Annotated in this window: 14 protein-coding genes; 7 read left to right on the top strand and 7 right to left on the bottom strand. The window is 64.9% G+C overall.

What is annotated here, in order from left to right; all coding sequences use genetic code 11:
* Positions 1-35 precede the first annotated feature (35 nt).
* Positions 36-260, top strand: a complete 225-nt coding sequence (locus tag GRI48_RS11455; protein WP_160676136.1) for a hypothetical protein — start codon at positions 36-38, stop codon at positions 258-260.
* A 41-nt stretch (positions 261-301) separates the two neighbouring features.
* Here the strand turns inward: GRI48_RS11455 and GRI48_RS11450 are convergent, their stop codons facing one another.
* Positions 302-2,101 (bottom strand): DEAD/DEAH box helicase, encoded by a 1,800-nt coding sequence (locus tag GRI48_RS11450; protein WP_160676134.1) that lies wholly within the window; start codon positions 2,099-2,101, stop codon positions 302-304.
* 207 nt (positions 2,102-2,308) lie between these two features.
* Entirely contained in the window at positions 2,309-2,881 is a 573-nt protein-coding gene (locus GRI48_RS11445) for a PNPOx family protein (RefSeq protein WP_237451916.1), read from the bottom strand.
* Between the two features lie 176 nt (positions 2,882-3,057).
* Between GRI48_RS11445 and GRI48_RS11440 the strand changes: the two genes are divergently transcribed.
* Positions 3,058-4,110, top strand: coding sequence for an RcnB family protein (locus GRI48_RS11440; RefSeq protein WP_237451915.1), 1,053 nt, complete (start codon positions 3,058-3,060; stop codon positions 4,108-4,110).
* Between the two features lie 75 nt (positions 4,111-4,185).
* On the opposite strand, the gene GRI48_RS11435 is transcribed toward GRI48_RS11440, so the two are convergent.
* Complete coding sequence (locus GRI48_RS11435; protein WP_160676131.1) at positions 4,186-4,740, bottom strand: cytochrome b; 555 nt, start codon at positions 4,738-4,740, stop codon at positions 4,186-4,188.
* A gap of 99 nt (positions 4,741-4,839) precedes the next feature.
* Here GRI48_RS11435 and GRI48_RS11430 point away from each other — a divergent pair, with 99 nt between their 5' ends.
* Entirely contained in the window at positions 4,840-5,511 is a 672-nt protein-coding gene (locus GRI48_RS11430; protein WP_160676128.1) for a prolyl hydroxylase family protein, read from the top strand.
* 18 nt (positions 5,512-5,529) lie between these two features.
* On the opposite strand, the gene GRI48_RS11425 is transcribed toward GRI48_RS11430, so the two are convergent.
* Together GRI48_RS11425 and GRI48_RS11420 are read right to left on the bottom strand one after the other, a co-directional pair.
* Positions 5,530-6,606 (bottom strand): PAS domain-containing protein, encoded by a 1,077-nt coding sequence (locus tag GRI48_RS11425; RefSeq protein WP_160676125.1) that lies wholly within the window; start codon positions 6,604-6,606, stop codon positions 5,530-5,532.
* A 15-nt stretch (positions 6,607-6,621) separates the two neighbouring features.
* Positions 6,622-8,253, bottom strand: coding sequence for a lysine--tRNA ligase (locus GRI48_RS11420; RefSeq protein ID WP_160676122.1), 1,632 nt, complete (start codon positions 8,251-8,253; stop codon positions 6,622-6,624).
* A gap of 151 nt (positions 8,254-8,404) precedes the next feature.
* Between GRI48_RS11420 and GRI48_RS11415 the strand changes: the two genes are divergently transcribed.
* The 3 genes from GRI48_RS11415 (at position 8,405) to GRI48_RS11405 (ending at position 12,110) form a co-directional block, all read left to right on the top strand.
* Complete coding sequence (locus GRI48_RS11415; RefSeq protein WP_160676119.1) at positions 8,405-8,755, top strand: hypothetical protein; 351 nt, start codon at positions 8,405-8,407, stop codon at positions 8,753-8,755.
* A 95-nt stretch (positions 8,756-8,850) separates the two neighbouring features.
* Entirely contained in the window at positions 8,851-11,586 is a 2,736-nt protein-coding gene (locus GRI48_RS11410; protein ID WP_160676414.1) for an ATP-dependent DNA helicase, read from the top strand.
* A complete protein-coding gene (locus tag GRI48_RS11405) occupies positions 11,583-12,110 on the top strand; it encodes a histidine phosphatase family protein (protein ID WP_160676411.1) in 528 nt (175 codons plus the stop codon). The genes GRI48_RS11410 and GRI48_RS11405 overlap by 4 nt, the downstream gene beginning before the upstream one ends.
* Before the next feature lie 9 nt (positions 12,111-12,119).
* Here GRI48_RS11405 and soxR read toward each other — a convergent pair whose 3' ends face one another.
* Positions 12,120-12,560 (bottom strand): redox-sensitive transcriptional activator SoxR, encoded by a 441-nt coding sequence (soxR, locus tag GRI48_RS11400; RefSeq protein WP_160676116.1) that lies wholly within the window; start codon positions 12,558-12,560, stop codon positions 12,120-12,122.
* A gap of 124 nt (positions 12,561-12,684) precedes the next feature.
* Here soxR and GRI48_RS11395 point away from each other — a divergent pair, with 124 nt between their 5' ends.
* Complete coding sequence (locus GRI48_RS11395; protein ID WP_160676113.1) at positions 12,685-13,065, top strand: VOC family protein; 381 nt, start codon at positions 12,685-12,687, stop codon at positions 13,063-13,065.
* Between the two features lie 49 nt (positions 13,066-13,114).
* Here GRI48_RS11395 and GRI48_RS11390 read toward each other — a convergent pair whose 3' ends face one another.
* Positions 13,115-13,408: an ArsR/SmtB family transcription factor gene (locus GRI48_RS11390; RefSeq protein WP_160676110.1), complete on the bottom strand. Its 294-nt coding sequence runs from the start codon at positions 13,406-13,408 to the stop codon at positions 13,115-13,117.
* Between the last annotated feature and the right edge of the window lie 47 nt (positions 13,409-13,455).

Below are 13,455 nucleotides of genomic sequence, written 5' to 3'. Positions count from 1 at the left end.
GATTTGAAAAGCGATGGTCTTTACAGGACCCTCGCATGATCAAGCTCGACAAAGGCGAACTGCTCGCATTGATGCGTGCAGAAGCGCTCGCTGCGGGCAAGACCCGCGGTGGTGGGGGCAGCGGGTTTCTGAGCGAAAGCGGCGCAGGAAAGGTAGTGCTCACCGGGCGCGACGAAATCACGGTTGCCGAAGCCCGTGAATTTGCTTCGCGTGTCATGCGCGTAGCGCCCGGACAGTTCGATCTCGCCGAGTTGTACTGATCCTTGCGATCAGGTGAGTGCGCTCCGACGACAAGACCGCCCTAACCCTTCGGCAGTCGACCCGGCTTTCCTTTGAACGGACCGCGTTTGCCGGGCTTGCCCGCCTTGTCGGACCTGCCGAAACCGCCTGTACCCTTGCCGCCCGGACCTTTGCCGCCCGGACCTTTGCCGTAAGGCTTGGCGCTGACGTTGGGACCGCCGCGCTTGCGATTCTCGCGGGCTTCCACGCGCGGGCCTTCGGGTGATTCCTCGATCAGGATCGCGTCCTGTTCGTCGTCGGTCGACGCCGTTCGGGCGACCGCATCCGCAACCTTGGGCGCAATCGGACGCGGAACCTGGAACCAGAGTTCGTTCTGACCGATGCGGATCGCGCCGATCTCGTTACGGGTGATGTGGCCGCGACGGCAGATCAGGGGCAGGATCCAACGCGGTTCGGCATTCTGGCGACGCCCGATTCCCATCTTGAACCACACGATGTCCTCGAAGCCGGGACGATGCCGGTCGCCCTTGCTCTTCTCCCGGGCTTCGGGCGTGTTGGCGAGCAGTTCTTCGGGCTGCGGCATCTTGGCCCGGTGCGCTTGCACCAGCGCGGCCGCGATGTCCTCCGGCGTCATGCGCGCCATCAGCTCGCTCGCGACTGCGCGATCGGCCTCGTCGTATTCCGTCGGCTCGGTCAGCTTTTCCATCAGGCGGACATGGTCCTGCTTGCGGATGGCTTCGGCGGAGGGCGCATCCATCCATTCTGCGGCAATCTTCGCGCCGCGCAACATGCTCTCGACCCGCTTGCGTCGGTTGTAGGGCACGATGATCGCGGCCGTGCCCTTCTTTCCGGCACGCCCGGTGCGACCCGAGCGGTGCTGGAGCGTTTCGGCATCGCGCGGGATCTCGACGTGGATCACCAGGCTGAGGCTGGGCAGGTCGAGGCCGCGGGCGGCCACGTCGGTCGCGACGCAGACCCGGGCCCGCCGGTCGCGCAGCGCCTGCAGCGCCTGGTTGCGTTCGCTTTGCGAATGTTCGCCCGACAGAGCGACAACGCCGAAACCGCGGTTCTGCAGGGTCGCGTGAAGCCGCCGGACGCTGTCTCGCGTGGCGCAGAAACAGATCGCGGTTTCCGCTTCGTGGAAGCGCAGCAGGTTGACCACCGCGTTTTCGATCTCGGAAGGCGCGACGGTGATCGCCTGATAGGCGATGTCGCCGTGGCCGCGGGTTTCGCCCGCAAGCGACAGGCGCAGGGCATTGCTCTGGTAGCGTTCGGCGAGCCGGACGATCTGCTGCGGCAACGTTGCGGAGAACAGCAGGGTTCGCCGGCGATCGGGCGTCGCGTCGAGGAGTTCCTCCAGGTCGTCGCGAAAGCCCATGTCGAGCATCTCGTCCGCTTCGTCGAGCACCACGCCGACGAGGCCCGACAGGTCGAGCGCGCCGCGTTCGAGGTGATCGCGCAGGCGGCCAGGCGTACCGACCACTATCGCGGGTCCGCTGCGCAGCGCGCGGCGTTCCTTGCTCGCGTCCATGCCGCCGACACAGGTGGCGATGGACAGGCCACCCTTGGCGTACAGCCAGCCGAGCTCGCGGCTGACCTGCAGCGCCAGCTCGCGCGTGGGAGCGATGACGAGTGCGAGCGGCTTTTCGACCAGCGACGTGCCGCGAATTTCACCCAGCAGTTCGTCGGCGAGCGCGAGGCCGAAAGCGACGGTCTTGCCCGAACCGGTCTGCGCCGAAACGATGAGGTCGCGCCCGTGGGCTTGCGGATCGATAACGGCGGCCTGGACCGGTGTCAGGTCGGAATAGCCGCGTTCGGCCAGCGCCTCGCCGAGGATCGGCGGCAGATTTTGAAAGGACATGCAAACTCACAAATGGGCAACACCCCGTCATGTCGACGGAGAGAAACAGGGGGGAATACGAGAATTTACGCTTACGGTGCGCAATTCGAGGCGATCAGGCGGATACTCCGACGATGCCGTTCGGCGGCCCTATAGCGGCAAAGGGCGGCATTGGCTTGTCTTATTTTCCCGACGGCGAATACCGTAGCAGTTTCAGCACCCAGCCGGTCAGGGGGTGAGCCACCGTCCATCGCCGAGCGGCCCGACGATCGCGCGCCGGTGACCGTCATGGGCGAGACGATACCAGTCGACCTCCTCGATCTCGATCAGCAGCACGGCGAAATTCGACCGGACGGGGGCGAGTTGCTCGTCGGTCGGCTTCTTTCCTTCGATCCATTCGGGAAGTCCCGAACTCGGGCCTTCGACCGTCTCGCCAGGGGCGGAACCGAGGTAGCATCGCCGTGCGTAATTGTCGGATGACGACCAAGCAGCGTCCGCCAGGGGGGTATCGCGTTCGATCCGGGCCCTGCCCCGGCAACGCAGCTGCATGCCTTCGGATTTGTCGTAGAACAGCACGGTGACCTGCGCTGCGTCGTCGATCGTCGATACCTTCGGTGCGCGGGCGTCGGTGTGGAACCGCAGCATCCAGCGCTCCGCGTCGAACTCGCGCAATACCATGATCCGCGCATCGGCGTCGGCGGTTGCAACGACCGGAGTATGCATCGGCGACGTGCGATCACGCGCGGCCGCGTGGAGTCGGGCGACGACATCCGTTCGCACTTGGGAAAGGGTCTGCATCATGCCATCAGACTGTGTGGCGTCGGAAAGTCAATCATTGCCGCGTTCATAAAAGAATGTCTCAATATGAACGGCAGGTCGACCAAGCGGTTCAGTTCCGCGTCAGGACGACTCGCTACAACCCGTTACATCTACAGCGCCGCACTGGTGGGAGCGGCATCAACACCAGGAGCCGCCTCATGTCCATGAAGGCCTATTTGAAGACTGGCGCGATGAGCGTCGTTGCCGGCGCGCTCGCGCTCACCGCCTTGCCCGCCGACGCCGCTGCCCAGGATCGGGGCGACGGTCGCTTCGCCCAGAAGGCGGAACGTCAGCAGGCGCGGCAGGACCGTCGCGAGGCACGCGTGCAGGAGCGCGGGCCGCGGATCGAGCGCCAGCGCGAACAGCGTGTGGAGCGCCAGCCACAGCAGCAGCAACGCGCCGAACGGCCGAGCCTGCGCAATGCAGAACGCCCCGATCGCAGTGCCATGGAGCAGGCGCGCCAGCGTGCGCAAATTGCCCAGCAGCGCTCCGGCCGCGAGTGGAATCAGTCCGAACGCCAGGGCCGCGAGTGGAACCGGTCGGACCGCCGATCGGAGACCGCGCAGGAGCGCAACGGTCGCGACTGGAACCAGTCGAACCGCGGCGAGCGTCAGGCCGAGGCACGCGTCAGGGACGTGCAGAACCCCTACGCCAACCGTGGGGGCGATCGTGACCGCGACGATCGCGCCGAGCGCAATCGCAGCTACACCGATTACGCGCGCAACCGCACGTATCGCGACGGTCGCGGCGACGGAATTCGCGAAGGCGATCGTTCCGCCGGGCATGATCGCGATGGAATCCGCTATCGCGACGGGCGCGACCGCTATCGGGACGGCAGCTATCGCCAGCACGAAGGCAGCCGCTACCGCGACGGCGATCGCTATCGCAGCTCGCGGCACGGCAACTGGGACCGGCGCTGGCGGGATCACAACCGCTACAACTGGAGCCGTTACCGCTATTCGAACCGGAACATTTTCCACGTCGGGCGCTACTACTCGCCCTATCGCAGCCATCGCTACAGCCGGCTCAGCATCGGGTTCTATCTCGACAACCTGTTCTTCGGCAGCCGGTACTGGATCAGCGATCCGTGGCGTTATCGCCTGCCGCCAGTCTATGGGGATTACCGCTGGGTGAGATATTACGACGACGTCCTGCTGGTCGACACCTGGACCGGCGAAGTGGTTGACGTGATCTACGACTTCTTCTGGTAGGACAGTCTCTCCGGACAAGCAGAACCCCCGCCAGCCACGAGGCCGGCGGGGGTTCTTTCTTGCACCAGTCTGGCGTCAGCCCTTCGGCTGGCCGAAAGGTAGCATCCGGTAGAGTTCGCCGTCGCGATCGATGAACTGGTGTTTCAGCGCACCGAGTACGTGAAGCACGACGAGAATCATCATGAACGTGCCGCCGCTGGCGTGCAGTTCGAGGATTTCGTGCCCGGTTTCCTCGCCGAACCCGACGGGAAGCGCCGGAATGGAAAACAGACCCCAGAAGCTGATCGCAGAGTCATATCCCGACAGGCCGATCCATGCACCGAGCGGCAGTCCTATCAGCAGGATGTAGAACAGGGTGTGGGTGGCCCGGGCGAGGAACCGCTCCCACCCCGCGTGACGATCGGACATGGGTGGGACCGGATGGGTCACTCGCCAGACGATCCGCAGCACCGTCAGGATGAGGATCGTAATGCCGATGGTGAAGTGCCACCCCATCAGTGCGCCGCGTTCAGCCTGGGGCAGGTCGTGCGCTTGCTCGGCGATCCACCAGTTCGCGATCACCGCGATGGCGATCAGCCAGTGGAACACCATGGCACCGGTAGAATAACGTCGTTGCGAAGCAGCACTCATCGTCAGATCCTCTCGATTTGATCGACGAAAGACTAGCATCGGACGTTGGACCGGCAAGCTCGGCGTTGCGATGTGTCCACGCTTTGCTATCGGTCTGGCATGGCATCGAAAACCATCATTCCCGACCAGGATGCTCTCAAGCGCGTCGGCGCCCAGGTCCGCGCCAGGCTGGAAGCCAATCCCGAGGCATACAAGATACCGACCGACAAGGCGGAAATCTTCGCCATCGGCGATTTCCTCGACGCCGACGAATGCAAGCGGCTGATCACCATGATCGACCAGGTTGCCCGGCCGAGCGAGCTGTTCGACGACGACGCTTACGCGACCGGGTTCAGGACGAGCTATTCGGGAGATTTCGACCCGGAAGACAGTTTCATCCGGAGCATTTCGAGAAGGATCGACGACCTGCTTGGCGTCAACCCGATCACGGGAGAGACGATCCAGGGCCAGCGATACCTGCCCGGCCAGCAGTTCAAGCCGCACAACGACTGGTTCTACACGAGCGAGACCTACTGGCAGCTCGAGCGAAAGCGCGGCGGGCAACGTTGCTGGACCACGATGGCGTTCCTCAACGAGGTCGAAGAAGGCGGCGAAACGCATTTCACGGAAGTCGGAATCAAGATCGACCCCAAGCCCGGCGTGTTGCTGGTTTGGAACAATGCGCTTCCCGACGGATCGCCCAACGAGGACACGATGCACGCCGGAACACCGGTGATCCGCGGCGTCAAATACGTCATCACCAAGTGGTATCGCACGCGCAAGTGGAACTAACCGCGCCGTGCGCGAGGTCTAGTCGACCGGAATACAGAGGTCCGCGCGCAGGCCTTCGGGACGGTAGTCGAAGTCGATCGTGCCCTTAAGGCTGCCCAGCACACCGGCGATGATGCGCGAGCCGCTGCCGCTTTTTCGATCGGATGGCGAAGCCTGTTTCTCTACGACGGTCGGCCCGCCCCGCTCGCTCCAGACGATCCGCAACAGGTTGTCCTCGGTGTGCCACGACACGTCGAGTTCGCCGCCCGCAACGCTGAGCGATCCGTACTTCAGCGCGTTTGTCGCAAGCTCGTGCAAGGCGAGGCCGATCGGCGTGATCGCCTTCGACGGCAGCAGGACGTCTTCGCGCGATATGGCAATACGCCTGGTGTTGTCGTTCGCGTAGGGCGCCAGGATTTCCCGGGCGAGCGTCCTCAGATCGCTTTCCTGGTCAGAGCGGGCTTCGCTGTCGATCGAAATCCGATGCGCAGTCCCCAAGGCGGCGATCCGCTGGGTCAGCTTCTCGGACAGGCTCGCGACGTCATCCGAACCCCGAGCGCTGAGGCGCACGATGGCGGATATGACCGCAAACAGGTTGTCCGTCCGGTGCCGCAACTCGCGCGCGATCCGGTCCTGCGGAAGCTGCGTCTCGCGATTGGCGACAACTTCGCTGATATGCCATTGAGAGCCGTAGAAATATTCGAGCTGGCCAGCATCGCCGAAGATCGGGCCGATGTGAACGGCGTTCCAGAAGCTGCTGCCGTCCTTGCGGTAGTTCAGGATGTCGACCACGCCATACTCGGCCCGTTCGATGAGCCCGCGCAATCGTGTTACCGCCTCCGGATCGGTTTCGGGACCTTGCAGGAAGCGACAATTGCGACCCACCGCATCGGGTACCGAATAGCCGGTCAGGTTCGCAAAGGACCGATTGGCATAGACGATCGGGAAATCGGGTGCGCGTGCATCGGACAGGCACATCGCCATGCGCGATTGCTCGCTGGTCTGGACGAACAGGCGTGCCGCATCGACGCGCAGTGCGTCCATCTCCACGTTCGCGGCGTCTCCCGGGGAGCGTATATCCGGGACCGAACCATCGTAGTCAGACTTCGACTTCATGCGACCCTCTCGATCCTACTCCCGGTCGAGCGCCTCCGCGATCAGCTTGCGCGTGTTGTCGATGCCGTACAGGCTGATGAAACTGCCCATTCGCGGCCCCTGCGCCGAACCGAGGAGCGTTTCGTATAAAGCCCGGAACCAATCGCGTAAATTATCGAAAGACAATGCCTCGTCTTTTCCGATTTCGTAGACGATCGTCTGAAGATCTTCCGCGCTCGTGTCCGGAGCCGCATCCGCCAGAGCGGCATCCAGTGCGCGCAAACCCGCCGCTTCATTGGCCGCAGGAGCCCGCTTGACCAGCGACGGAGCGACGAATTCCCGGTTGTAGGCCAGCGCATTGGTCACCAGCGCGTCGAGCTCGGGATGGGCGTCGGGATCGGCATCCTCGACATAGTTGCCGAGGTAGGACCAGACCTGTTCCCTGTTCGCTTCGGCGCCGAGCACGCCGATCAGGTTGAGCAGCAAGCCGAAGGTGACCGGCAGCGTATCGCCCGCGCCAGGCGCTTCCGCGCCCTGGAAGCCGCCGTTCACCCGTGCCAGGTGCCACACCGGGTTGCCCAGCTGCTTGTCGAGCGGCTGGTCGGCGAGATTGGCCCGGAACTGCCAGTAATCGTCGATCGCGCGCGGGATCACCCCGGCATGCAATTGCTTGGCGCTCTTGGGGTTGGGAAAGATGTAGAAGGCGAGGCTGTCGTCGCTGCCGTATTCGAGCCATTCCTCGATCGTCAGCCCGTTGCCCTTAGACTTCGAAATCTTCTCGCCCTTTTCGTCGAGGAACATCTCGTAGATCAGGCCTTCCGGCTTGCGCCCGCCGAGCACCTTGACGATCTTGCCCGACTGGATGCCGCTGTCGGTGAGATCCTTGCCGTACATCTCGTAATCGACGCCGAGCGCGTACCAGCGCATCGCCCAGTCGACCTTCCATTGCAGCTTGGCCTGTCCGCCGAGCGCGCTCTGCTCGACGACCGTGCCGTCCTCGTCGGTGAAGCGGATCAGGCCGGCATCGGCATCGACCACTTCCACCGGAACCTGCAGCACCCGGGCCGTGGCGGGCGAGATCGGAAGGATCGGCGAGTAGGTCTGCCGCCGCTCCTCGCGCAGCGTCGGCAGCATGATGTCGAGGATGTCCTGGTTGTGCCGCAGGACCTGGCGCAGCGCCTCGTCGAAGGCACCGGAATTGTAGCGGTCGGAGGACGCGACGAATTCGTAATCGAATCCGAAGCGGTCGAGAAATTCGCGCAGCATCGCGTTGTTGTGCGCGGCATAACTTTCGTGCTCGTCGCCGAAGGGGCTCGGAATGCGCGAAAGCGGCTTGTGCAGGTTTGCCTCGAGAACGGCCTTGTTGGCGATGTTGTCGGGCACCTTGCGCAGTCCGTCCATGTCGTCGGAGAAGGCGACCAGCCGCGTCTTGCCGTCTTCGGGCCTAGCGCCGATGATCGCCTCGTAGGCACGGCGCACCAGCGTCGTGCGCAAGACCTCCTGGAAGGTACCGATGTGCGGCAGGCCCGAGGGGCCGTAGCCCGTCTCGAACAGCACTGGTTCGCCACCCGGCTTGCCTTCGGGATAGCGTTTGACCAGCCGCATCGCCTCCTGGAACGGCCAGGCCTTGGAGTCTCGGGCGGCTTGCATCAGTTCGGTATCGCTCATGGTCGGCGGCTTTTGCCCAAGGGTGCAAATGTTGCAAGCGCGAAAGCCTCCGCCAGGCCTCGGCAAGGTTACTACCAACATAGGTGATTCCACCGATTGAGAGACCGCAGAGCCGGCAGCTAATGCGCGCTGGACGGAAGGGAAATCACGAATGGGACCGATGGAAACGTCGGCAGGCGAAGCCGCTTGCCGCGAGTGCGCACGCAATGCTGCGATCCTCGACGAGGAGGCGCTGCTGCGCGATCTCGAGAAACTGTACGAGACCCAGCGCGACGGCTTCATCGCACGGCTCGACGAAGCGTCGAGCGGCGGCGTGCCGATCGACTGGGAACGCATTGCCAGGGGTTCCCACGATCTTGCCGGCACGGCTCCGCTGTTCGGCGACGATCGGCTCGCGGAAACATCGCGCGGGATAGAACGCGCAATCCGTCGCTATGCCGACGAGGCCAGGCGGTTCGCTGCGATGCACGAGCAGTGGCAGCGGTACAGGACAGCCGCCTGACGGCACAGTCCACGGGCTGGTTCGAGGCTGGCGTTTACTTTTCGTTCCGCCCTTTCCATAGCGGCGGAGTGACCGCGCACAGCCAACCGCCTACGCTGCCCGCCCTCCATGCCAGCCATGCCGGCACCTGGCTGCGCGATGGCAGTGGCCAGACCAGGGGCTGCTCCAAGGGCGAGGCGATCATGGCGGCGGCGGATACACCGGTGCTGCTGCTCAATGCGCCGCTGGTTGCCAACCGGCTCGGCTATCCCGACCTGTCCGGCCTCGACCTGCTGGAACTGTTCGCCTTCGTTCACCCGGCGAAGTTTTGCGTGCCCACCGCGAAGGGGATGGCCCACGCGCTCGATATGCAAGAACCGGCTAGCGACGACGAGGTCCCTGCCCTGCTCCAGCAGGCAGCCTCCGCACTGCTGACCCGCTGCGAGCGCCGGGAATGGGACGAGCGCGAAGGGGCGTGGTCCACACTCCAGTCGCTCCTGCGGATGCGCTGGTCCTGGGCGCCGCTGCTGGTGCCCTTCGTCGAAAAACCGGCGAAGGCCGAGAAATGGCTATTCTCGCGCCTGCCCGAGTGGGAGGAAACGGCCGAGCGCCCGCAACCTGCCCAGGTCATGATCGACGAGGAAGAAGCCGCCGCGCAGCTCGCCCGTCTGACCGGCGAAGGTGCGGAACAGCGGCAGGGCCAGGTCGCCTATACGAAGTCGGCCGGATCGATATTCGCCCCCCGGGCCGAGCGCGGGCGTCCGCACATGCTGCTGGCGCAAGCAGGCACCGGCATCGGCAAGACGCTCGGCTACCTCGCCCCCGCATCGCTCTGGTCGGCAGCCTCCCAGGGGACCGTATGGGTTTCGACCTTTACCAAGAACCTGCAGCGGCAACTCAAGTCCGAAGCGAGGCGTGCGTGGCCCGACCGGCGGCCCGACGGCACGCGTCCGGTCGTCGTGCGCAAAGGCCGCGAGAATTACCTCTGCCTGCTCAATCTCGAAGACGCGCTGCAGGGCGGTTTCGGCGGTCGGGCCGCGATCCTGGCCCAGCTGGTCGCGCGCTGGGCTGCCTACAGCGCGGACGGCGACATGATCGGCGGCGACTTGCCCGGCTGGCTGGGTACGCTGTTCCGCAAGCGCGGTATCCAGGCGCTTACCGACCAGCGCGGCGAATGCGTCTACGCGGGCTGCCCGCATTACCGCAAATGCTTCATCGAACACGCCGCGCGCGCTTCCGCGCAGGCCGATCTCGTCATAGCCAACCACGCACTCGTCATGGTCAACGCGGCACGAGGGCGCGATCACGCCCAGCGCCCGACCCGGATCGTGTTCGACGAGGGCCATCATGTTTTCGACGCGGCGGATTCGACCTTTTCCGCAGCGCTCACCGGGCAGGAAACGATCGAACTGCGCCGCTGGATCATCGGGCCGGAGCGCAATTCTCGCGGGAGACGGCGCGGACTGGCGGCCCGGCTGGCCGATGTGGCGAGCTATGACGAGGCAGGCGGCGATGCCGTCGAGGCGGCGGTCACCGCTGCCGAAGCCCTTCCGTCGGAAGGCTGGCTCGCACGGCTGGGCGAGAATGCGCCATCCGGCCCGATCGAAGCGCTGCTCGGCGCGGTGCGCGCGCTGACCTACGCTCGCGACGAGAGCGGCGGGCAGGAGGCAGGTTACGGTATCGAGACCGAGGCCAGCGGGCTCGAGGGCAATTTCGTCGAACTGGCCGGCCAGGCCGAAAGCGCGCTCGCCGCCATCCGGCAGCCACTGGTCAAACTGGCCGTGCGGCTGGAGGCGATCGTCGCCGAACCGCCCGACTGGCTGGACGCACAAGGTCGTGCGCGGATCGACGGTGCGCGCCACTCACTCGCCTGGCGGATCGACCTGCTGGCCGCCTGGGAATCGCTGCTCGCACGGATGGGTGGCCCCGCCGACCCGGAGTTCGTCGACTGGCTTGCTGTCGATCGTTCGGAGGCGCGCGAGTTCGATATCGGCATTCATCGCCGCTGGCTCGACCCGATGAAGCCCTTCGCCAAGGTCGTGCTCGAACCTTCGCATGGCGTCATGCTGACCAGCGCAACCCTGTGCGATCGCGGCGAGGACGGCATCGAATGGGAGACCGCGATCGCGCGCAGTGGTGCACCGCACATCGAGCTCGCGCCGCGCTGTGCTGACGCGGCAAGCCCGTTCGACTATGCCAACCGCGCCGAAGTGCTGATCGTCACCGACATCCGCAAGGGCGATCTGCCCGCGCTCGCCGGCGCCTATGCAAAGCTGATAGAGGCATCGGACGGCGGCGTGCTGGGTCTGTTCACGGCCATCCGGCGCCTGCGCGCGGTCTATGGCCGCATTGCAGACCGGCTCGCGCGCGAGGGCCTGCCGCTTTATGCGCAGCACGTCGATCCGATCGATACCGGCACGCTGGTCGACATCTTCCGCGACGATCCGCGCGCTTCGTTGCTGGGCACCGATGCCTTGCGCGACGGGGTGGACGTACCGGGAGAATCGCTGCGCTGCGTGGTGATGGAACAGGTGCCTTGGCCAAGACCCGATATTCTCCATCGGGCGCGGCGCGCGGCGAACGGCGGCAGCGCCTATGACGACCGGCTGATCCGCGCACGCCTTGCCCAGGCATTCGGCCGGCTGATCCGCAGCAAGGACGACCGCGGCCACTTCGTCATGCTGTCGCCCGCCTTCCCCAGCCGCCTGTTGAGCGCTTTCCCGTCGGGGACCCCCGTCATCAGGTTGACGCTCGAGGAGGCTTTACAACGGGTCGGCAAAGGTGTTTCGCCTGTCGTCGAGAGCGAAGTCGGCCCCCCGGTCGACCAATCATGGGAACAGAGCGCCACGTGAAGATCCTCGGCCTCCTGCGCCACGCGAAGTCGGACTGGGACGACATGGGCAATCGCGATTACGATCGCGGGCTCAACGACCGCGGGCGGCGCGGCGCGGTCCTGATCGGTCAGCATATCGAGGATCACGGCATCAGCTGGGACCGGATCGTCGCCAGCCCGGCTGCACGCGTCAGGCAGACCATGGCCGATGCCTTCCCGCACGAGCAGCCCGAGTTCGACGAACGTCTCTATCTCGCGACCTCCGACACGATCGCCGAGGTCATCCGCGAACAGGGTGGCGATGCGAAAGCGCTGCTGCTCGCGGGCCACAATCCGGGGTTGCAGGAAATGCTTTTCGCGCTCGTCTCGCCATCGAACGAGAACGAATTGTTCGACGAAGCGGCGACCAAGTTTCCGACGGCGACCTTCGCCGTGTTCGAACTGGCGATCGACGACTGGGCCGACATCAAGGACGGCTGCGGCAAGCTCGTGCATTTCGCCCGGCCGCGCGACCTCGATCCGGAACTCGGTCCGGAACGCTGACCACCGGGCTCAGGCGAGCACGTTGCGCGGGCCGGGCCCTTCGGCTCCCTTCGCATCACCCGGATTGTAGAGCGTACACTTCCTGAGACTGAGGCAGCCGCAGCCGATGCAGCCGTCGAGATTGTCGCGCGTGCGTTGCAGTTCATCGATCCGCGTGTCGATCGTCTTGCGGATGGAGAGGCTGATCCGTCGCCAGTCTCGCGCCGTCGGGTTGCGGCCCATCGGCAGCTTCTTCAGTTCGGCTTCGATCTCGCCCAGCGCCAGCCCCAGCCGCTGCGCGATGAGCACGAAGCTGAGCCGGCGAATGTCCGATCGCAGGTAGCGCCGCTGGTTGCCCGCCGTGCGGAACGGCTCCACCAGACCCTTGTCCTCGTAGAAGCGGATCGCCGACACCGACAGCCCGGTGCGCTGCGCCAGGTCGCCGATCGTCAGCGCTTCGTTCGGTTTCATCGATCATCCTCATCGGAATCTGCAAGCTTGACCTCAACTTAGCTTGAGGTTGCACAAAGGCAAGCACACCGACTCGCCGAAGGTTCCTCGTCTCGACGGAGCCGGCAAGACAAGGAGTGCAACTATGCCCAAAGGCCAGATCGAACACGTCAATCTCACCGTCAGCGACAACCGGCGCAGTGCCGCGCTGTTCGCCGAAATGCTCGGCTGGCACGAGCGCTGGAGCGGCAAGGCGTCGGCTGGCGGAATGACCATCCATTTGGGCGAGGAAAAAACCTATCTGGCCCTCTACACCGACGACCACCCGGTCGGGCGATACGAGAAAGGCGAACCGCTGAACCACGTCGGCCTGCTGGTCGACGACCTCGACGCGGCGGAGGCAGTCGTGATCAGGCACGGGCTCGCGCCGTTCGGCCACGACGATTACGAGCCGGGCAAGCGGTTCTACTTCTTCGACTGGGACGGCATCGAATTCGAGGTCGTCAGTTACGCGGGAGATTCGTGATGTTCGACCCGATCGTCAGGGAGCCGCTGTTTCCGGCGCTAAAGCCGGCTCAGTCGCGCAAGTCCGCCAGTGCATCGATCCGCACGTCCTCGAACTTGCCGATCCAGCGATGGGCGATCTTCGCCAGCGGGACTGGATTGAGATAGTGCAACTTTTCGCGCCCGCGCGGAACCACGACGACCAGTTCCGCTTCCTCGAGAACGCGAATGTGCTTGGAGACGGCCTGCCGCGATATCGGCAGACCGTCGCACATCTTGCGCAGCGTCAGCCCGCCGCCGGCGTAGAGCCGATCGAGAAGCGATCGGCGAGTCGGGTCGGCAAGGGCATGGAACGGGTCGGCCATGCGCCAATCATGCAACTGGCGGGTTGCAGGTAAAGCGCCCGCGCCGG

It is taken from the genome of Qipengyuania oceanensis (genome assembly GCF_009827535.1).
Taxonomy (GTDB): Bacteria; Pseudomonadota; Alphaproteobacteria; order Sphingomonadales; family Sphingomonadaceae; genus Qipengyuania_C; species Qipengyuania_C oceanensis.
This window is presented reverse-complemented; position numbering and strand designations above follow the sequence as displayed.